20 protein-coding genes are annotated in these 20,886 nt (G+C 56.4%); 2 read left to right on the forward strand and 18 right to left on the reverse strand.

The window, feature by feature from the left end:
- Positions 1–166: 166 nt before the first annotated feature.
- The 13 genes from ABD76_RS13420 to ABD76_RS13480 all read right to left on the reverse strand — a co-directional run bounded on the left by ABD76_RS13420 (position 167) and on the right by ABD76_RS13480 (position 14,459).
- Positions 167–1,489 (reverse strand): IS4 family transposase, encoded by a 1,323-nt coding sequence (locus ABD76_RS13420; protein WP_197257525.1) that lies wholly within the window; start codon positions 1,487–1,489, stop codon positions 167–169.
- Positions 1,490–1,713: 224 nt separating this feature from the next.
- Complete coding sequence (ftsY, locus tag ABD76_RS13425) at positions 1,714–2,724, reverse strand: signal recognition particle-docking protein FtsY (RefSeq protein ID WP_197257601.1); 1,011 nt, start codon at positions 2,722–2,724, stop codon at positions 1,714–1,716.
- 14 nt (positions 2,725–2,738) lie between these two features.
- Entirely contained in the window at positions 2,739–6,308 is a 3,570-nt protein-coding gene (gene smc / locus ABD76_RS13430) for a chromosome segregation protein SMC (RefSeq protein ID WP_197257603.1), read from the reverse strand.
- 214 nt (positions 6,309–6,522) lie between these two features.
- A complete protein-coding gene (gene rnc, locus ABD76_RS13435) occupies positions 6,523–7,221 on the reverse strand; it encodes a ribonuclease III (protein WP_168182731.1) in 699 nt (232 codons plus the stop codon).
- Positions 7,222–7,233: 12 nt separating this feature from the next.
- Positions 7,234–8,469: a beta-ketoacyl-ACP synthase II gene (gene fabF, locus ABD76_RS13440; protein WP_197257605.1), complete on the reverse strand. Its 1,236-nt coding sequence runs from the start codon at positions 8,467–8,469 to the stop codon at positions 7,234–7,236.
- 126 nt (positions 8,470–8,595) lie between these two features.
- The gene (gene acpP / locus ABD76_RS13445) at positions 8,596–8,832 is read right to left on the reverse strand and encodes an acyl carrier protein (protein WP_006676625.1); all 237 of its coding nucleotides are present in this window, start codon (positions 8,830–8,832) and stop codon (positions 8,596–8,598) included.
- 108 nt (positions 8,833–8,940) lie between these two features.
- Positions 8,941–9,687 carry a 3-oxoacyl-[acyl-carrier-protein] reductase gene (gene fabG / locus ABD76_RS13450; RefSeq protein WP_197257607.1) on the reverse strand — a complete coding sequence of 249 codons (747 nt, stop codon included), beginning with the start codon at positions 9,685–9,687 and terminating at the stop codon, positions 8,941–8,943.
- Between the two features lie 132 nt (positions 9,688–9,819).
- Entirely contained in the window at positions 9,820–10,743 is a 924-nt protein-coding gene (gene fabD, locus ABD76_RS13455) for an ACP S-malonyltransferase (protein WP_197257609.1), read from the reverse strand.
- Between the two features lie 90 nt (positions 10,744–10,833).
- On the reverse strand, positions 10,834–11,820 hold the full coding sequence (locus ABD76_RS13460) for a beta-ketoacyl-ACP synthase III (RefSeq protein ID WP_197257611.1): 987 nt from the start codon (positions 11,818–11,820) through the stop codon (positions 10,834–10,836).
- An 11-nt stretch (positions 11,821–11,831) separates the two neighbouring features.
- Positions 11,832–12,830: a phosphate acyltransferase PlsX gene (gene plsX, locus ABD76_RS13465; RefSeq protein WP_197257613.1), complete on the reverse strand. Its 999-nt coding sequence runs from the start codon at positions 12,828–12,830 to the stop codon at positions 11,832–11,834.
- Positions 12,814–13,410, reverse strand: a complete 597-nt coding sequence (gene fapR / locus ABD76_RS13470; RefSeq protein ID WP_197257615.1) for a transcription factor FapR — start codon at positions 13,408–13,410, stop codon at positions 12,814–12,816. Before fapR ends, plsX begins: the two co-directional genes overlap by 17 nt.
- 262 nt (positions 13,411–13,672) lie before the next feature.
- Positions 13,673–13,846: a 50S ribosomal protein L32 gene (gene rpmF / locus ABD76_RS13475; protein WP_005551879.1), complete on the reverse strand. Its 174-nt coding sequence runs from the start codon at positions 13,844–13,846 to the stop codon at positions 13,673–13,675.
- Positions 13,847–13,943: 97 nt separating this feature from the next.
- On the reverse strand, positions 13,944–14,459 hold the full coding sequence (locus ABD76_RS13480; protein WP_197257617.1) for a YceD family protein: 516 nt from the start codon (positions 14,457–14,459) through the stop codon (positions 13,944–13,946).
- A gap of 261 nt (positions 14,460–14,720) precedes the next feature.
- Between ABD76_RS13480 and ABD76_RS13485 the strand changes: the two genes are divergently transcribed.
- A complete protein-coding gene (locus ABD76_RS13485) occupies positions 14,721–15,992 on the forward strand; it encodes a nucleotidyltransferase (protein WP_197257619.1) in 1,272 nt (423 codons plus the stop codon).
- Positions 15,993–16,068: 76 nt separating this feature from the next.
- Here ABD76_RS13485 and ABD76_RS13490 read toward each other — a convergent pair whose 3' ends face one another.
- Positions 16,069–17,130: a YlbL family protein gene (locus ABD76_RS13490; RefSeq protein WP_197257621.1), complete on the reverse strand. Its 1,062-nt coding sequence runs from the start codon at positions 17,128–17,130 to the stop codon at positions 16,069–16,071.
- Positions 17,131–17,259: 129 nt separating this feature from the next.
- Between ABD76_RS13490 and ABD76_RS13495 the strand changes: the two genes are divergently transcribed.
- Positions 17,260–18,507 (forward strand): nucleoside recognition domain-containing protein, encoded by a 1,248-nt coding sequence (locus ABD76_RS13495; protein WP_197257623.1) that lies wholly within the window; start codon positions 17,260–17,262, stop codon positions 18,505–18,507.
- 25 nt (positions 18,508–18,532) lie between these two features.
- Here the strand turns inward: ABD76_RS13495 and coaD are convergent, their stop codons facing one another.
- The 4 genes from coaD to ABD76_RS13515 form a co-directional block, all read right to left on the reverse strand.
- Positions 18,533–19,042 (reverse strand): pantetheine-phosphate adenylyltransferase, encoded by a 510-nt coding sequence (gene coaD / locus ABD76_RS13500; protein WP_197257625.1) that lies wholly within the window; start codon positions 19,040–19,042, stop codon positions 18,533–18,535.
- 92 nt (positions 19,043–19,134) lie between these two features.
- On the reverse strand, positions 19,135–19,704 hold the full coding sequence (rsmD, locus tag ABD76_RS13505) for a 16S rRNA (guanine(966)-N(2))-methyltransferase RsmD (protein WP_197257629.1): 570 nt from the start codon (positions 19,702–19,704) through the stop codon (positions 19,135–19,137).
- 441 nt (positions 19,705–20,145) lie between these two features.
- Positions 20,146–20,457 carry a helix-turn-helix domain-containing protein gene (locus tag ABD76_RS30200; RefSeq protein ID WP_197257627.1) on the reverse strand — a complete coding sequence of 104 codons (312 nt, stop codon included), beginning with the start codon at positions 20,455–20,457 and terminating at the stop codon, positions 20,146–20,148.
- Between the two features lie 83 nt (positions 20,458–20,540).
- The coding region (locus ABD76_RS13515) for a transposase (RefSeq protein WP_197253583.1) at positions 20,541–20,886 on the reverse strand (346 nt) is incomplete at its 5' end.

The raw sequence follows: 20,886 nt of genomic DNA on the forward strand, positions 1-20,886 counted from the left end.
CAATGTCATTAAGTTAAGCTCAAAGACAAGAGCGGAAATAAAAATGGAATCCGAAACGGCATGGGAAAAAGCCCTGTGCCGTTTGTTTTTGGTGCAAGCAAGGAAAAAGCGTACAGCAAACAAAGCGGACGGAAGATCCGCTTAAAAAATGTTCATATGAAACGAATTATGCTACTCTATAGACGAAGCTAACAACTGATTTGTAGCGTATTTTGCGCGTATTCTGCTGCCCTGGGCGAACGGGGCGAATCGGCAAAATGTTTTTGCGGATCAGTGCTTCAACATCGGGCGGGGGTTCATCGTGCCGTGAGCGCAGGAAATGTCTAGAAACGTGAACGGCAACCGTGAAGTTGACTTGGTATGAGTGCCGTTTATCCATTTGGGAAATGACGACGTGTGAGGTCATCATTTCAGCGAAATTGTACATGATCATTCTTGCGAAAATCTCTTGGGTGATGGACTCTCGTCTCTTTGCGTGAAAATTCGTCAGACCGACAGTGTACTTTAATGCCCTGAAAGAGGTTTCAATGCCCCATCGCCTGTTATACATAGACTTGATTTCATCGGGTGGGAAATCAGCGGCAGAAAGATTCGTAATGACGGTCTCATAAGCGCCATGAGGCAGGACGAAACGAACAACCCGAAAGGTAATCGGGTAAAACAAGTTCTCATGCAAATCCAAAAAATCAAATGTAGACGTGGAAGGAACGAACTTGTACATCTCGGGATTAGCCTTGACCTCTTTGGTTTGTTTTTTGGTGAGTGTCAGATGAACGTCCCTATCAAACTCTCCGCTAGAGGGCAAACGCAAGCCCGAAAGAATACCATTGGAATCCAAATCCTTTACCCGTATGACATAGTTCCACCCTTTGCGTTCAAGGTGCGCGAAATTGTTGTAACTTTCATAACCTCTATCGGCAATAACAATGGTTTTGCCCTTGATGGGAGAACGGTCAACCATAGCAGCCAGCGCCCTTCCCTCGTTGCACAACCTTCGTGGTTGAACAATGGCATCCACGTACAGTCTGTTGCACAAGTCATAGGCAGCGTTCAAATGCAGAAGGCTATAGCCTTTCGTGTTCGGTTGACTTTGAAAATAGGTGTCCGTGTCCGCAGAGTCAGTTGCGATATGTAAATCCGAACCGTCAACGGCAAGTAATCGATACCCTCGGTAGTCCTTGATATCCGTATACGATTGCGTAAATGCGTGAAACAAGAATTCCACAGCAGACGGCAGGATTTTATTCCTCTGTTGGACAAAAGCGGAAGTGGTTGCGGTGTTTACGTTATAACCTTGGGATTCCAGGAGTTCCTTATATATGCTGTTGCCCCCCATGGAGATCAGGAGTTGCATCACCGTTTCAAAGGATAGCTTTTTCTTTCGGGTAAAATCTTTTTCAGGGTTTTTGACATAAGGTGCTGGTGCGGCTGCCATTTCTCGTATGAGGGATGTCAGCGTTTCTTTTAGCGAATTCGCGTACTCATTCATTGGCGTAACCTCCTCGTTTTTTCAAGGGGCTTCGCCACACATATCCATCTACCTGTTAAGTCTTGATTTTCTTTTGAAACAAAAAAAAGAGCGGGCTATCTTTTTGATAACCTGCTCTTGTGCTTGATTATGGTTTCCGCGCCTTATCTTAATGACATTGCCTTACCGGGACGTCTTCTGAATCGCTTTATTTTGAGCTGGATGCATGATGCTCGATGCTCGTATTATGATTGTTGCTGTTCCTCCGCCTCTTGCTCTTCTGCCTCCTGGATCAGGCCGGCGAACAGGGCGTGAACGAACTGCTCGGAATCGAATTCCTGCAGATCCTCCATTTTCTCGCCCAAGCCGACGAGCTTGACCGGCAGGCTCAGCTCCTGGCGGATGGCGATGACGATGCCGCCCTTGGCGGTTCCGTCCAGCTTCGTGAGCACGAGGCCGGTGACGCCGCTCTTCTCGCCGAACAGCTTCGCCTGGCTGAGCGCGTTCTGGCCTGTCGTCGCATCAAGGACCATAAGCACTTCATGCGGCGCATCCGGAATCTCGCGGCGGATGACGCGGAAAATTTTGTTCAGCTCTTCCATTAGGTTCGTCTTGTTCTGCAGACGGCCGGCGGTATCGCACAGCAGCACATCGACATTGCGCTGCTTGGCGGCCTGCACGGCGTCATACATGACCGCAGCCGGATCCGAACCGGCCTGCTGCTTGATGACATCTACGCCGACGCGCTGTCCCCATACTTCCAACTGCTCAATCGCTCCGGCGCGGAACGTATCTCCGGCCGCAAGCAGCACGGACTTGCCTTCCTGCTTGAAACGGTAGGCCAGCTTCCCGATTGTCGTCGTCTTGCCGACGCCGTTCACGCCGACGAACAGAATGACGGTCATTCCGTTCGGATTCATGTTCAGTTTATTCGATTCATCGCCGCGCAGCAGCTCGATCAGCTTTTCCGACAGCACGGGCTGCAGTTCCGCTGCGTCCTCGATTTTGCGCTGACGCACTTCGACGCGAAGATCGTCAATCAGGTTCATGACGGTCGTGACGCCTACGTCCGCGCCGATCAGAATCTCCTCCAGCTCTTCATAGAACGCTTCGTCAATCTTTTTGCGCCGCGTAATAAGATCCGAGACTTTCTCGACCAATCCCTTGCGCGTTTTCTCCAAGCCTTCCTTGAACTTGGCCGTAACCGATTCGGTCTTGGATGCGATGCTTTCCTTCAATTTTTTGAAAAAACTCATAGCTCCCCCGCTCCTTATGCAATGATAGCTTCTTCATCTTCCAGCTTGACGGAGACCAGCTTGGATACGCCGCCTTCCTCCATCGTCACGCCGTACAGCACATCCGCTTCTTCCATCGTGCCTTTGCGGTGGGTAACGACGATGAACTGCGTCACCTCCGCGAATTCGCGCAAATATTGGGCAAACCGCGTCACATTGGCTTCATCCAGCGCGGCCTCCACCTCGTCCAGCACGCAGAACGGCACCGGCTTCACATGAAGAATGGCGAATAAGAGCGCCATGGCCGTAAGCGCGCGTTCCCCGCCGGACAGCAGCTGCAGATTTTGCAGCTTCTTGCCGGGAGGCTGCGCTACGATATCGATGCCGGTCTCCAGAATGTTGTCCGGCTCAAGCAGGACCAGATCGGCCCGTCCGCCGCCGAACAGCTTGGCGAAGACGACAACGAACCGCTGGCGAATCTCATCGAAGGTCGCTTTGAACCGCTTCGACATCTCGTCTTCCATTTCGCGGATGACTTGGTACAGCGCCGTTTTCGCTTCGATCAGATCGTCTTTTTGCTCGCTCAAATATTGATATCTTTCATTGATTCGTTCGAATTCATCAATCGCTCCGAGATTGACTTCTCCGAGCGCAGAGATCTGGCGCTTCAGGTCGCGCACTTCCTGCTGGGCGGCCTCGATATCGTCCGGCACCGCATAGCGGTGCTTCGCCAACTCGAAGCTAATCTCGTATTCGTCGCTCAGCTTGCGCAGCAGATTGTCGAGCTCGACATCGAGCCGGTTCGCCTGGATCTCGGTTTGGCGCATTGCCTCTTCCACCTGCTTCAATTCGGTGCGCTGCTCCTTCGTATCGCTCTCGGCAAGCTCCAACCGTTCCAGGGAAGCGGCGCGATCCGCGCGCTTGAACTCGATCTGCTTCCCGGTCTCCTGCTTCTTCACGCCGAAATGATTCAGATCCTCCGTTTGCTTCATCGCTTCGCGCTCGGCGGTCTCGAGATCGATTTGCACTTGAATCAAGCTCTGGGTCAGCTGTGTATATTCCTGCTCATAGCCACGAGCCTCTTCCTCTACCCGCTTCAAGCGCTCCTGAAGAGAGAACGTCTCCTGCTCCAGCTTGCCCTGGCGAACCTTCATGTCGGTCAGTTGGGTTTGCAGTTCCTCCTTGGCCGATTCGTTCGCCTTGCGCGCCGATTCGGCCCTCTCGATGGCGACGTGGAGACGATCCTCCTCGATTTTCAGTTCAGACAGCCGCAGTTCCGCCGTTCTGCGCCCGGATTCCAGCGTCGCCATTTCCTCGGCTGCATGGGCCAGTTCCTGGCCTTCCATCTCCAGCAATTCGGCGAGCTGCCGTTCTTCCTTCTCCAGTTGGGTCAGCTCGCTTGCCAGCTGCTGCTCGCTGATGCGCTTGCTCTCGGCCTGCTCGCGCAGGTCATCCAGCCGCTTGACGGCCCCCGCAGTCCGCTTCTTCAGCTCGGCAACCGATTCGTTCAGCTTCGCTAACTGCTTGTCCGTCGCTTTGATATCGGCGTCGAGTTGTTCGAGCTGACGCTTCCGCCCGAGCAGATTGGCATTCTTCTTGTTCAGACTGCCCCCGGTCATGGAACCGCCGGCATTGACGACGTCGCCTTCGCGGGTCACGATGCGGTAGCGGTATTGCAGGCGGGCCGCGATCCGGTTCGCATCCTCCAGCGTCTCCGCCAGCACGACATTGCCGAGCAGGCTTCCGACGACATTCGCATAGGCTTTGTCGCTGCGCACCAGATCGGCAGCGATGCCGATATATCCTGCAGCGCCTTCCACCGCCCGGCGATCCGATTCATTCATCGTCCGGCTCCGGATAACATCGAGCGGGAGGAACGTGGCCCGTCCCAGCTGCCGCTGCTTCAGGAACGTAATGGCCGCCCGGGATACGGCTTCATTTTCCATGACGATATGCTGCAGCGCCGCGCCAAGCGCGGTCTCGACCGCGGTCTCCAGCTCTTCCGGCACCCGGATTAGTTCGGCTACCGCCCCGTGAACGCCCTGAAGGCTGTTGCGCCGGGCCGCCTTGAGGACCTCCCGGACCCCGAGCATGAAGCCGTCGTAATCATTCGCCAGCTCCTTCATCGTATCGCGGCGCGAGACGAGCGCATCGGCTTGCTGCTGCCATTTGCGGGCCGCTTGTTCGGTCTCGCCAAGCAGCGCTTCGTCCTTCTTCAGCTGCTCGCTCTCCTGCAAATAACGGTTCCGTATGTATGCGAGATCCTCGGCCATCGTCTCCATGCGCCGCTTCGCATCTTCCATCCGCTTGCGCAGATCGGCCTGCTCCTGCTCCCGCTTCGTACGGCCCTGCTTCATCTTGTGCAGCCGCTTGTCCAGCGCTTCCTTCTGCTGATCGTAATAGCGGATATCGTTCCGCTGCTGGGCCATCTGGTTCATAATGTCGAGCAGTTCGCCCTTCAAGCTCTCTTCCGCATCGGAGCTCGTCCCGCCGGTTACGCCGACAAGCCGCGCCTCTTCCGCATGAATGAGCCCCTTGGTCTCGACGAGCTCGCTCTCCAACGACAGCAGCTTCTCGCGAACGGCCTGAACCTCCAGCTGCTTCGTCCGCATCCGCTCCGATGTTGTCGCGAGGCTGGCCCGCATCTGCTGCTCATTCGCGACCAGGTTGCGCTTGCGCTCGCGGAGCACCTCGCCCTGGCCCTCGCACTTCTCATACTCCTCGCTGTAATGCAGCAGCGTCGCCTGCAGCCGCTCCAGTTCTTCCTCCAGCTTGCGCAGCTCGACCCGGTGCACTTCCAGCTTCGAATCATGCTCGCTTACGACCGTGGACAACGCCAGCTCCCGTTCCTTCAGTTCGGACAGCTTCGCATTGGCCTGCTGCCAGGAAGCGTGCAATTGCTCGATCTGATGAACGTAGACGGCGATTTCCTTCGTCTTCAGCAACTCCTTGAGCTGCTTGAAGTGGCGCGCTTTCTCGGCCTGCTCCTTGAGCGGTCCAATCTGATCCTCCAGCTCCACGACCAGATCGTGAATGCGCAGCAGATTCTGCTCGGTATCATCCAACTTCTTCTTCGCATCCCGCTTGCGGGACTTGTACTTCACAATGCCGGACGCTTCCTCGAAAATACCGCGCCGATCTTCGGAACGCGTACTCAAAATCTCTTCGATCCGGCCTTGCCCGATAATGGAATAGGCTTCCTTGCCGATGCCCGTATCCATGAACAATTCCGTAATATCTTTCAAGCGGCAGGGCTGCTTGTTGATAAAATATTCGCTGTCACCCGAGCGGTGAACACGCCGGGTGACCGTCACTTCATGGAAGTCCAGACCGAGCGTCTCGTCGCTATTGTCCAACGTCAGCGAGACTTCCCCGAAGTTCACCGCCTTTCGCGCATCGCTGCCTGCAAAGATAATGTCCTCCATCTTGCCGCCCCGCAGCGATTTGGCGCTCTGTTCGCCGAGCACCCAGCGAATGGCGTCAGATATATTGCTTTTGCCGCTGCCGTTCGGGCCGACGACACCGGTAATTCCCTGAACGAACTCCAACTCCGTTCGGTCGGCGAACGACTTAAAGCCCGCCAGTTCTAACCGTTTTAAGAACATCGTTCCTCATTCACCTCAATGTTTATTGTACCATATCGCGATCCGAATCAGCCCTCTCCATCCGGTTGTCCATACTGCCTGACCAAGCCCCTGCTCTGGACAAAGAAAGAGCAAAAACCAGCCTGTCACGGAATGGCATCCGTTCCGTCTCGCGCGCTGCTCTTTGCTCTTTCTGCGAAACCGGCCGGCAGCGTCCCGCCGGCCTAACAGTACCTTATGATTTCGGAATAACCAAATGCTCGAGGGCTTCAGCCGCAGCCTGCTGCTCCGCTTCTTTCTTGGAGCGGCCGACTCCGCGGCCCAGACAGGTCTCTCCCATGTGAACTTCGGACACGAACTCCCGTTCATGCGCAGGGCCGCGTTCCTCTACGATACGATACTCAAGCGCTCCCAGATTGTGGTGCTGGGTAAGCTCCTGCAGCTGCGTCTTGTAATCATTCGTCTGCAGCTTGCCGTCAAGCGAGATCTGCGGAAAAATATGATTACGCAAAAACTCCCGCACAGGCTCCAGCCCTTGATCGAGATACAATGCACCGATGAACGATTCGAACACATCGGCCAGCAGCGCTGGGCGTGTCCGCCCTCCGGTCAGCTCTTCGCCTTTGCCGAGCAGCACATACTTGCCGAATTGCAGCTGATTGGCGAATTTGACGAGGGAAGGCTCGCAGACGATCGATGCGCGCATCTTGGTCAGTTCTCCTTCGGGCCGTGTCGGACATTGATGGAACAAAAATTCAGACACTGTCAGCTCCAACACAGCATCGCCCAAAAATTCCAGGCGTTCATTGTCTTGGTGCTGACCGAAGCGATGTTCGTTTACGTAGGAAGCATGGGTAAACGCCTGCTTTAACAGCTGCCTGTTTCGGAAATGAATGTTCAGTTTCTGCTGTAACTGCTTCAATTCTACACTCAACAGTCTGACTCCTTACGCTTCGTATTTCGTTAATACAACGGTCGCGTTATGCCCTCCGAAGCCGAATGAGTTCGACATGGCGGTGCGGACGTCCGCCTTGCGCGGCACATTCGGCACGTAATCCAGGTCGCATTCCGGATCTTGATTCTCTAAGTTGATTGTTGGCGGAATCATGCCATGCTGCAGCGTCAATGCGCAGATAACGGCTTCTACTCCGCCGGCTGCACCAAGCAAGTGTCCTGTCATCGACTTCGTAGAACTAATTGCTACATTCCTTGCATGGTCACCCAATGCGGCCTTGATGGCCCGGGTTTCCGATTTGTCCCCGACCGGGGTCGATGTTCCGTGCGCGTTAATATAATCGATCTGCGCCGGCTCGAATCCCGCGTCCTGAATCGCTCTCGTCATGCAGAGCGCAGGACCTTCCGGATCCGGCTCCGTAATATGATGCGCATCCGCGCTCATGCCATAGCCGGCTACCTCCGCATAGATACGGGCTCCGCGGGCCAGCGCGTGTTCCAGCGACTCGAGAACGAGCACGCCGGCGCCCTCGCCCATCACGAAGCCGTCGCGGTCGACATCGAACGGCCGGCTCGCGCGTTCCGGCTCGTCATTGCGCGTGGACATGGCGCGCATCGCGCAAAATCCGGCCATCCCGATCGGGCGGATCGTCGCTTCCGCACCGCCGCAGATCATGACGTCGGCGTCGCCGCGCTGAATGATCTTGAACGCATCGCCGATCGAGTGGGTCCCGGTCGCGCATGCGGATACGGCAGCCGTATTCGGGCCGCGCGCGCCGATCATCATCGAGATATGGCCTGACGCCATGTTCGCGATCATCATCGGAATGAAGAAGGGACTGACTCGCTTAACTCCTTTTTCCAACAAAACGCGGTGCTGCTCTTCCCAAGTTCCCAGTCCGCCGATGCCCGAACCGACGATGACGCCGACCCGATCCCGGTTCGTCTGGTCCATGTCCAGCTTGGCATCGTCCAGCGCCTTCTTGCTCGCAGCGATGCCGAATTGAACGAAGCGGTCCATACGGCGCGCTTCCTTCTTATCTATATAGTCTTCCGGATTGAAATCTTTAACGGAAGCAGCGATCTTTGTCGGGTAATCGGTCGTATCGAACGACTCGATCCGAGAAATGCCTGACTTGCCTTCCATCAGGCTCCTCCACAACGTATCGAGGTCCGAACCGAGAGCCGTTACCACTCCCATCCCGGTCACTACAACCCTCTGTTTCAACGCGTATCACCTCTATTATCAGTTCCGAGTTCTATACATCAAGCGCATCCCTAGGTAGACAACGCGCTACATACAACGTAAATGAGTAGAAGTCCCGTTACTGCTTGAACGGGACTCACTACCTGCTTACTTATGAGATTGTATGTAATTCACTACTTCTCCTACCGAAGTAATCTTCTCTGCGTCTTCATCAGAGATTTCCATATCAAACTCATCTTCCAATTCCATGACCAATTCCACAACATCGAGGGAATCAGCGCCAAGATCATCTTTAAAAGATGCTTCCAGTGTTACTTCCGCTTCATCTACGCCAAGGCGCTCAACGATGATGCGCTTCACTCGCTCAAACACTTCTGCTGACATCCGGTTCACCTCCTCCTTGGTATTATACGAAAAAACATTTTAAATTACCATATCAAAAACTCTTACAAAATAATGCTTAAAGTCCATGGATTCATAGACTGAAAAGCCCTACATATACATGCCGCCATCGACGTGAATCGTCTGGCCGGTCATGTACTCCGCATCCTCCGAAGCGAGGAAGCGGACCGCCTTGGCGATATGCGCCGGCTGGCCGAGCTTGCCCAGCGGAATCTGGCTGAGCAGTTGCGCCTTCATGTCTTCCGGCAGCACGTCGGTCATATCGGTCTCGATGAAACCCGGCGCGACACAGTTGACGGTAATACCCCGGGAAGCGAGCTCCCGAGCCGACGCCTTCGTCAAGCCGATGACCCCCGCCTTGGCGGCCACGTAATTGGCTTGTCCCGGATTGCCCAGCACGCCGACGACGGACGAGATGTTGATAATGCGGCCGGAACGCTGCTTCATCATTGGGCGCGTCACGGCTTTGATGCAGTTGAAGACGCCCTTCAGATTCGTCTCAATCACCTGATCGAACTCTTCCTCTTTCATCCGCATAATTAAATTATCTCTTGTAATGCCGGCATTATTCACCAAAATGTCAATTTTTCCGAATTGTTCCAATGCAGTCTTCACAAGCTGCTCGGCTTCCTCCATCTTGCCGACGTTGGCCTTCACCGTGACAGCCTTGCGTCCAAGGGCCGCAATCGCTGCCGCCGTCTCGGCCGCCGCCGCTTCACTGCCGGCATAATTGACGACGATATCGGCGCCGGCTTCCGCCAAATGAATGGCAATCGCCCGGCCGATACCGCGGGACGCTCCTGTAACAAGCGCCGTTTTTCCTTCCAAGCTGGACATCGGTATTCCCCTTTCACAAAATCTTCGATTCAAGTCAGTCGTCTGTATGATCTATCGGCTTGGACACGAGACGATGTCATCCGGCCATTGCGCATTCCTGCGGTCAACGCATCGCCGCGTCCGTCCGATCGGTCACTCGTACGCTTCGACCGCCTCGAGACTGTTGATGGAGACGATGCGGACCGATCTGTCGATTTTTTTGATGAGACCGGACAGCACCTTGCCCGATCCAATCTCGACGAAGGTGTCCACGCCTTGATCGATCAAATACCGGACGCTGTCCTCCCAGAGGACAGGCGAAAATACCTGTTCAACCAGCAACCCGCGAATCTTCTCGGCCTCGGTGACCGGACGGGCGGTCACATTCGCGATGACAGGAATGCGCGCATCCTGCATCTCGACGGCCCGCAGAGCCTCGCCGAGCCGCTCGGCCGCCGGCTTCATCATCGCGGAATGGAACGGTCCGCTCACTTCGAGCGGAATGACCCGCTTCGCTCCGGCTTCCTTGCCGCGCTCGACCACCGCGTCGATCCCTTCGCGGGATCCGGACACGACGATCTGGCCCGGACAGTTCAGATTCGCCATCTCGACCGGAGTCCCGGCGGCGGAAATATCGTCGCACAGAGCGCCCAGACGTTCGCGCTCGGCGCCGAGCACCGCCGCCATGGCGCCCTGGCCGCTCGGAACCGCCTGCTCCATGAACTGGCCGCGCTGGCGCACGATGGCAATCGCGTCCTCGAAGCGGAGCACGCCTGCCGCCACGAGCGCCCCGTATTCGCCCAGGCTGTGTCCGGCTACATAATCCGGCCGGATTCCATGGCGCTCCAGTGCCTGATAGAGCGCCCAACTCGTCGCCAGCAGCGCCGGCTGCGTGTTCGACGTCTGCTTCAGGTCGCTCTCCGGACCTTGGAATATCATCTCGGTCAACGGGAATCCCAACACCCGGTCTGCGGTCTCGAACGCTTCCCGCGCCGCCGGCACGGCATCATACACGTCCTTGCCCATGCCGACCTCTTGCGAGCCTTGTCCAGGAAAGACAAATGCCAATTTGCCCATAGGGCACACTCCTTCCAATGACTGATGTCTATAACGTATTACGGCAAGGCGCCGTGATTCGATGCAATTTTTCGCTGCGATCGCGCCCGATTACCATTGAATAACCGAGGCCGACCAGGTCAGGCCTCCGCCGAAGCCGACGAGAAGAAGCGTGTCGCCTTCCTTCACGCGGCCTTCCTCCACCGCTTCCGCCAAGGCGAGCGGTATCGAGGCCGCCGAGGTGTTCGCATACTTCGGCAGATTGATGACGCATTTCTCCTCCGGCAGATTCAGGCGCTCAATCGCGGCATGAATAATCCGGGTATTCGCTTGATGCGGGATGAGCAGATCGATGTCTTCTTTGGTTTTGCCCGCCTTTTTGAGCGCTTCATCGGCGGCATTGCCCATGACGCGCACCGCGAACTTGAATACTTCCCTGCCGTTCATATAAATATAATGGAGCTTGTCGTCCACGGTCTGATGCGATGCCGGGTGGCGGGAACCTCCGCCTTCCAGCTTCAGCAGCTCCTTGCCGCTGCCGTCCGCGCCCAGCTCGAATGACTGGAAGCCGCGTCCTTCCGCAACCGGACCGAGCACGGCGGCCCCGGCGCCGTCACCGAACAGGATGCATGTGTTCCGGTCCGTATAATCCGTAATCCGGGACAGGCATTCCGCCCCGACGACGAGCGCATATTGATAGGTGCCCATCGCGATAAAGTTGCTCGCATTGGCCAGCCCGTAAATGAAGCCGGCACAGGCCGCCGACAGGTCGAACGCCGCGGCGCGCTTGGCGCCGAGCCGTTCTTGAAGCAGACAGGCCGTGGACGGGAAAACCATGTCCGGCGTAATCGTCGTGACGACGATCAGATCCAGCTGCTCCGCCGATATGCCGGCCGCCTTCAGCGCCTTCTGGGCGGCATGATACGCCAAATCCGACGTCGCTTCATGCTCGGCCGCGATCCGCCGCTCTTTTATCCCGGTCCGGGTTACAATCCATTCGTCGCTTGTATCGACCATCTTTTCCAAGTCTTCATTGGTCAATACCCGTTCGGGTACGTACATCCCCGTACCGATAATGCCTACCGAACGCAAATTCATTATCGCACCACTCACTTCCCGCTTGGATTCCCTCCGATTTCCGTTGCAATCGTATGGATAAGATCATGCTGCAGCGCCGTGCGCGCTTGGCGGACCGCATTCTCGATCGCCCGCGCGTCCGAAGAACCGTGGGCTTTCAGCACCAGCCCGTTCAGTCCGAGCAGCGGCGCGCCGCCGTGCTCCTTGTAATCCATCATTTTCTTCAGACGCTTCAAGCCCGGCATCAGCACCGCGGCTGCCAGCTTCGTATACCAGGAACGGGTAAATTCCTGCTTCAACACGCTGAACAAGGAGCCGGCCGTGCCTTCCAGCGACTTGAGAAGCACATTGCCGACGAACCCGTCGCATACGAGCACGTCGCAGCTGCCTTCCAGCACATCGCGCGCCTCCACATTGCCGACGAAATGTATCGGCAGCTGTTCCAGCATCGGATATACCTGCTTCGTCAGATCGTTGCCCTTCATCGCTTCCGTGCCGACGTTGAGCAGCCCGACGCGGGGCTTCGGAATGCCGTGCACCTTCTCCCGGTAAATGCTGCCCATCAGCGCATACTGCACAAGATGCTCCGGCTTCGCGTCCATGTTCGCCCCCAGATCGAGCGCCAGCACGCCGCGCCCGTCCATCGTCGGAATCATCGGCGACAGCGCCGGCCGCTCGACGCCGGGCATCCGGCCGACGACCAGCAGGCCCGTCGTCATGAGCGCGCCGGTGTTCCCGGCCGAGATCATGCAGTCCGCTTCCCCTTCCCGCACCATTCGTCCGGCGACAACCATCGAAGCGTCCTTCTTGCGTCTGACCGCCTTGACAGGCTCGTCATCCGCTTCGATCGCGCTCGCCGCATGAACGATGCGGACATTCGCGGGGCGGGATGTCAGCATCGGCTCCAGCCTCGCCTCGTCCCCCACCAGCATCAGCTCGATATCAGACCAGGCTTGCGCCGCGGCCAGAACCCCTTGCACATTGCATTCCGGGGCGTGGTCTCCGCCCATGGCGTCAATGGCGATTCTCATGCTCGTCTCCTCCTTCGGTGCCGTTCATCGCGCCTGAACGGAATATGATAAAGTTGCCCTGGAACACCAGCTCCTCGCCCACATAGCTGAATACTTCCACCTTCGCCTTGCTCCGCGCCCCCGAGCCGGATCGGACATACGCCTTGGCGATGCATTTCTCCCCGAGGCGGACCGGCCGGATGAAGCGGATGTCCGCCGTGGCCGTCAGCGCGATCTCATCGTTAATGACGGCCACGGCGAGCGAGTTCGCCTGCGCGAACAAATGATGTCCCCGCGCGATATGCGTCCGCGAGAAGACATGCTCCTCGCGGATCTCGAAATACGAGATGCCGCTATGATCCAGCTGCAGATCGACAATATCTCCGACCACTTCATGCAGCGGCAGCGACCGCACCTGATCGTAGGTCTGCTCCGCCATCATCTTCAGGCGCTCCCGCAGCTCCGGGATGGCCAGCTCCATCCGGTCGAGGCGAATGGTCTGGATACTGACCTTCAGCATGCGGGTCAGTTCCTGATCGGTAACAAACGGATTTTCCTCTATGATTTTCGCCAACTGTTGTTGACGCTGTCGCTTCGGCAAACGTTGGATGACCCCGCACCACCTTCTTGTCCTGTTGTCCGGATCGTCACATCGACTTCGGAGCCTCGGAATATAATTCGGAATAAATACTTTATCTCATCTTCATAAATGAAGAGGCCGTTGATAGGAGCCATTAGAACCTGGTACTAATCCAGTATATATAAATTCGACGGCAAAGAAAAGCAGAAGTTGTGAAATCCGCCCGGATTTATAAAAAAACAGCGCCCCACCGTTGGCGAAGCACTGCTTTTCTTATGAGTCATTATTGTTTGATGATCTCTCTTGCTTTGTATGTTCCGCACACTTTGCATACATGGTGAGCCAATTTCAACTCTCCGCATTGTGCGCACTTCACCATGCCAGGCACAGACAATTTAAAGTGCGTACGGCGCTTGTCACGACGAGTCTTCGACGTTCTTCTTTGAGGTACTGCCATGTTCTACACCTCCTTACCCAAGTTACGTGCTCTTCCAGGGCTGTCCAAAAAGCGCGGCCAGCGCTCTTCTTGGACAGAATACTTCTACTGTCGCTATTTATTTCTTGAAGAAATCTTGTAACCCCGCCAGTCTCGGGTCAATGCGCTCGTTCGAACAGCCGCAGGACTGCTCGTTGCGGTTCGTGCCGCAGGTCGGGCACAATCCCTTGCACGCTTCGCCGCACAGCGGCGCGAACGGCAAGGCCAGCAGAAGCGCTACTTCCACATAAGGCTGCAGGTCGATAAGGTCTTCCGTCACCGCAATGACGTCGTCCTCCTCTTCCTCCGGGGAAAGATCAGTAGAGTCTGTCAGCTTGAATTGCTCATCGAACGGAATGACGTATGTCTCGGTAAACGACGTCAAACAACGCGAACATACCAATTCCAACCGCGCGGTCAACTGGCCATGTACGCCAATCTGTCCTTCGCCTTCCGCCCTGGCCGTCAAATCCACGGTCACCGGGTCGGGGATGGAAATATCTTTGCGGTCCCTTACCACATCGTTCGCGGAAAATGCCGATTGAATGCGTGTTTCCTGTCCTTTTGCGGCAATGTCCCGAAAATGAATGTTCATAACATCACTCCAAACAAACAAAATTAATTATAGCGATTAACGTCATGCTTTGTCAACCAAATTCGTTTGACAGATTGCCGGGACATCCTCTGCCTCTCCGCCAAAAATTCGCCGATCGTTCCCGGTTCATGGTATGATCGGATGGGAAATTCAGGAGCGCCGCGGGGGCCCGACGGCCCCTCCGGACGCGAGGCAGCCTGTGTACTTTTCTGTCCATGAATCACCATCTTACCTTATTCTGTGATCGAAAGGAAGAGTGATATGAAAACGGTCGGAATCGTTGTTGAATATAACCCGCTGCATAACGGTCATCTGTATCATTTGGAGCAATCGAAGCTGGCGGCCGGAGCGGAAGCCGCCGTCGCGGTGATGAGCGGGCATTTCCTGCAGCGGGGCGAGCCGGCGCTCGCCGACAAATGGGCGCGCACGGATATGGCGCTGGCCGCCGGCGTCGACCTCGTGCTGGAGCTTCCGGTCGCGTACGCCGTCCAGCCGGCCGAATGGTTCGCCTATGGCGCGGTAGCGACGCTCCAGGCGACCGGCGTCGTCGACGCCCTGTGCTTCGGCAGCGAGTCCGGCGACCTGAAGCGGCTGCGCGGGGCCGCCAAGGCGCTGGCCCGCGAGCCGGACGGATTCGCCGGCCGGCTGCGCGCCGAGCTGAAGGCCGGGCGCAGCTATCCGGCCGCCTACGCCGCCGCGGCCGGGCCGGTGGTGGACGGCGGCGAGGCAGGCGCCGGAAGCGAAGCGGAGCCCGGCAGGGCGGCGCATTGGCTGACGCAGCCGAACAATTCGCTCGGGCTGCACTATTTGCTGGCGATGCGGCGGCTGAACAGCGACATGAAGCCGCTGACGATTTCCCGCCGCGAAGCCGGCTACCACGATGCGGAAGCGCCGGAAGGCACGATCGCCAGCGCCACCGCGGTCCGGCGCCTCTGGTCCGGCTCCGGGGAACTGGCTGCGGCGGCCCGCTATGTGCCGGAGAGCACGCTCCGCATCCTGGAGCGCGAGCATGCTTCCGGCAGGGCCCCGCTCGGCTGGGAAGCGTTCCGCCGCGAGCTGTTCTACCGCCTCTACCTGCTCCCCCCCGAGGAGCTGGCTCGGTATCTGGAGGTGACCGAGGGGCTGGAGCACCGCATCAAGCAAGCGCTGCAGACGCTGGAGGAGCCCGGCATCGAGCCGCTGATCGCCAAGCTGAAGACGAAGCGCTATACGCGGACCAAATTGATGCGGACCTTGGCCCATATCTTGCTGCATCATGATAAATTCCATTTCGGGCCGGACGCCCTCGCCACGGGTCCCGCTTACTTGCGGGTGCTCGGCTTCACGGAGCGCGGACGCCATCTGTTGAAGCGGATGAAGCGATGCGCGGAGCTTCCCGTCGTCCTGAACATGACGCGCGACAACAGCCATTTGGGCGGCCGCGCCGGCCTGGAAGCGGACGCCCGCGCCACCGCCGTCTATGCCAACGCGTTCCGCGGCTGGGAAGCGAGAGCCGCCTTTCGTGACTATTATGAGCCGCCGCGCCGGTTCTAATCCCCATAACGGCGACAACGGCTGGCATGCGCCAACCGTTGTCCGCCCGGAATCCGGTTCTCAATCCGATATGATGCTACGAAGCCGGCTGGAACCGCTTCAACGCCTCCAGCGCGTCCTGCAGCGTATCGACCTTCACCAGCTCCATCTTCGTGTTCATCTTGTCCATCTTCGCCTTCGCTTCCTCATAGTTGCCGGAAGGGACCAGGAACAAGACCGCCCCTTCGCGGTCAGCCGCCACAACCTTATGCTTCACGCCGCCGATCGGGCCGACCTTCCCCGACGGATCGATCGTGCCGGTGCCCGCGATCCGGAAGCCCTTCGTCAGATCCCCCGGCGTCAGGCGGTTGATCAGCTCCAGCGTGAACATCAAGCCCGCCGAAGGCCCGCCGATGTCGGACTCGTGGAAGGTGACGTTATGTTTGTTATCCGCGGGCACGACCTTCTTTTTCTCCCCGTAAGCCAGACCGAAGCCAATCCGCTTCTTGCCGCTGCCGGTCTGATCCGGCAGCTCGACCAGCTTCGCCTTGACCTGCACGACCTTGCCTTCCCGCTCGACGGCAGCCTGAATTGTCTCCCCGGCGGCCCGCCCTTTCAAGGCAGACTGCAAATCGTCGAAGCCGTTCACCTTCTGGCCCTCCACTTCCAAGATCCGGTCGTTGGTAATGAATTCATTATCCGCCAGTTGCTTATTGTTAAATAGAACATAAATGCCTTCGGACTCGATGTCGTACGGAATGCCGACCTGATTGTAGGCGGCCAATATCGCGGCCATCTGCGAGTTGCTCATATTGAAGAGCTGTTCATTGATATATTCCTGCTCGGTTCTCCCTTGAAGCGCATCTTCCTTCTTTCCGAATTCGGCATTCGGATCGAAGGCCCGCCACGCGATCAGCGCCAGATTGGCATATGTTCTTCTCACCGTCGTCAGAAGGAACGTGCCCTCTTCCGTCTCGTCGCCGCCCTCCACATTGATGAACGGCTTCACTTCCTCGGCGCTTCCCGGCGTATAAATGACATACGGCGTCGGCATGTATACAACGACATAAAACAACACGATCGCCGCGAAGATCCACTTCCAACTTCGGAAGCGGGGAGAATTCGGCTGCCGCCCGTACGATCTGAACTCCTTTTCCATTCTCCTACCTCCCTATGCCCTCGGATCGCCCGGCGATATTTGGTCTAAAGCCCGTCCCTGTTACGTACACATGAGATCGTAATGCGCTTGAAGCCTGCTTCTTCATTTACGGCCAAAGGGGTGACCGCCATGTTCTCGTTTCGCACATCGCCCGCTTCCCAGCGACTGTCCACGCTCATCATGGGGGGCTCTGCGGTACTGTTGGTGCTGTGCATCATCGCTTATCCGGATAAATCGTTTCAAGCCTCTTTGCAAGGGCTGAAGGTATGGTGGACCATTATATTCCCGGCCCTGCTGCCGTTTCTCATTCTGTCCGAAATGTTGAAGGCCTACGGCTGGGTCCATGGCATCGGCGTACTGCTGGATCCATTGATGCGGACCCTGTTCCGGCTTCCCGGAATCGGCGGCTGGGCCTGGTCCGTCGGTTGGACAGCCGGGTATCCTGCGGGCGCCGAAGCCGTCGTCCGCCTGCGGAAAGACAATGAATTGTCCCGCCTGGAAGCGGAGCGGCTGCTCGGCCTGACGCATGCAGCCAGCCCGATTTTCATGATCGCCGTCGTCGGAGTCGGCTTCCTGCAGCAGGCCGAATTGGGGCTTGTTATCGCTGTCGTGCATTGGGTTTCTTCCCTGTTGATGATGCTTATTGTACGTTGGGCGGGAGCTTTTCATCCCGCTGCCGATCGCATCCCGATGCGGCGAACGGCGTCCGCCGCGCCCAAGCCGCTATGGAAGCGGATGCTGCAGGCGATGGAGCAAGCCCACCGCCGGGACGGGCGCGCGTTCGGCCGGCTGCTAGGCGATGCCGTCACTTCTTCCGTCCAGACGCTCATGATGATCGGCGGCTATATTATGATGTTCTCTGTGATTGTCCAGGTGCTGCGGCTTGCCATTCCCCAGGAATTCGGCGCTTACCTGCTGAACGGCCTGCTCGAGGTGAATCTTGGCGCATATTCGCTCGGCTCGGCCGCCTTCCGTTCCCCGCTTATCCAGACCGCCCTTATCGGAGCCGTCATTGCATGGAGCGGAATCAGCGCGCATCTGCAGGTCCATAGCTTGACCCGAGGAACCGATTTGCGGTACAGCCGCTTTTTGTTGATGAGGCTTCTCCATGCCGGCTCTGCCTTCCTGCTCACATTTGTCCTGTGGCACCCGCTTCACCGCCTTTTGCGCCTTGCGCCGCCGGAGCAGGCGGCGTTCCGGCTGCTGGACGTCGAGAACGGACTCATGCAGGAGCCATCCTCCTGGATTCAGTCCATTGCCGAGCTCGCATCGGCGCCAGGATGGCTGCAATCATTGGCGCTGGTCCCGGTTCTATGTATCCTTCTGCTCATCGGTATGGCGGCCTCGCTCTTGATTGGAAGTTGGAAGCGCGTCTAAGCGCCGTCCTGGCACGGTTCGCTGGTCAGCGCTTATATTTATCCCGCAGCGCCGCCTCGACCTCCGGGGCGACCAGCTCGCTAATATCGCCGCCATAGTGGGCGATTTCCTTCACGATGCTGGAGCTGAGATAGGAATACTTCGGATTCGTCATCATGAATATCGTCTCTACCCGGGGGTTGAGCTTCTGATTCGTCGAAGCCAGCTGCAGCTCGTATTCGAAATCCGTAACCGATCGAATGCCGCGAACAATGACATCGCCGTTCTTCGCGTCCATATAATTGACGGTCAGATCGCTAAAGCTGTCCACCTCTACATTGGTCCACGGCTTCGTCACCGTGCGCAGCAGTTCAAGGCGTTCTTCAATGGAGAAGAGCGGCTTCTTGCTCGAATTGTTCAGCACGGCGACAATCAGCTTGTCGAATTGCTTCGCCGCCCGCTGGATAATATCCAGGTGTCCGAGCGTCACCGGATCGAAGCTGCCTGGATATACGGCAGTCCGGGGCCGGCATGCATGCTCATCATGATCTGTCATAAATCATTAACCTCCTTGGAAGGCGCTTGACACCTATAGCAACATAGGCAGGCGCCCCGTTGTTCTGTTCGGGTGCAGCAGAATCGCTTCCTTTATTCCGCGGAAGCTTCCGCATCCACGAGGTATATCGACACCGCGATATCCCCATAATCCGCCTTCTTCCATATCGAGAGCGGACCAATGCGCTCCGAATACGAATGGGATGCGTCATGCTCGACGACAATGATGGCGTCCTTGCGCAGCAAGCCGTTATCCCACATCTCCATCAGCAGTTCGTCCGCATCCTTCAACCGGTACGGCGGATCAAGAAAGACATAATGAAAGGAAAGATTCCTCTTAGCCAGCGCCTTGAGCGCCCTTCTCGCATCGTTGCGGTACACTTCGGCCTTGCCGGCCAACCCCGTGGCCGTCAGATTGCCGCGCACGACCTCGATCGCTCTCATATCCTTATCAATGAAGACCGCCCATTCCGCTCCCCGGCTCAACGCTTCAATGCCCAAGCCGCCTGTTCCTGCGAACAGATCGAGCGCACGGCCCCCTTCGAAATAAGGACCGATCATGCTGAACAGCGCTTCCTTCACTTTATCCGTCGTCGGCCTGGTCCCCATGCCGGGCACAGGCTTCAGCGTGCGGCCTTTGGCCGTTCCCGATATTACTCTCAGTTGTCTCACCTTCTCTTCTTTCCGCCAACTTCCATGCAGCGATCATGCCGCATATTCGTCGTTTATCGTAACATACATTTCCCAATTTTGAAAAATGAAATCCGCACCGTGAAGCTGACATCATGCCAAAAGAAAAAAAGTTCGCCGGGGGATGTATATATTTCGTCCGGCTGGCAATCCTTAAAGTATCGACATCATTGAATGTCGTAGACAACCGCGGAGAAGACTTACGTTTCCCCATAAGCTCTTCGTCCGGTTTCTCCTCTCCCATGAAGGGGCTCTCGTAAGAGGGCCCCGAATTTTGTATTGTTACACACCAAAATCTCCCCGTTTCATAAGGCATAAATGAATTAATACAGAGCCTAGAGCATTGTATAACAATAATCAAAATTTAAGGTCTGGGGACCATTTGGGGACCAAATTATCAATAATTAAGCCTAATTAACCATGCTTCACATTATTTTGTATTTGCTCTGTTATCATCGTCTCAAGATCCTTTTTCCTAAAGAATATACGGCTTCCGATACGAAAAAATGGGATTTTCTTTTTCTGTACCATATCGTATATCATCCACGTAGAAACCCTCAGAAAAGAAGCCGCTTCTTTTACATCTAACGTCTGGTCTTCTCCAGACTCACTTTTTTGCTGTGCCATATATTTTGCTAATTGCGTCATGATTTCAGGAAAACTTATTTCTCTACTAATTAACTCGTTAAATAACTGTAACCCATCATTTTTATCCTTAATATCCACCGTACATCTTCCTCCTTTTGATTTGATTCAATTTTGGTGATGCTTTAATTCCCTCTCCCGTGTTTCTCTAAAAGTCCGGTGAATTAGTGCAGTTGTAGCCGTCTGATGGACATGCAAAACGAGTAAAACAACTCAGCCAGCGCTGAAATGAGTAGGCGTGACAACGCCTCTGTCATCACGGATTTCGTTTTTTGGCATGCCGACATACCAGTTCGAGATCGCTTTTTCCCAAACCGGCATAGTCTTTTCAGATTTTGAACGATCGCCGTCAGTAGCGCCTGTTCTTGCATGCAGTCGAGTCCGCGGCTCCGTGCACGATCCATGCCATGCGCAACTTTGCTTTCAGCAAACACATGCTCACAGCGGGTTCGTAACTTTTGCAGATGACGGTAAGAACCCGTTAGCTGAATCCGTTTAGCTCTGTTTCGG

The organism is Paenibacillus dendritiformis (assembly GCF_015845845.1).
GTDB lineage: Bacteria > Bacillota > Bacilli > Paenibacillales > Paenibacillaceae > Paenibacillus_B > Paenibacillus_B dendritiformis_C.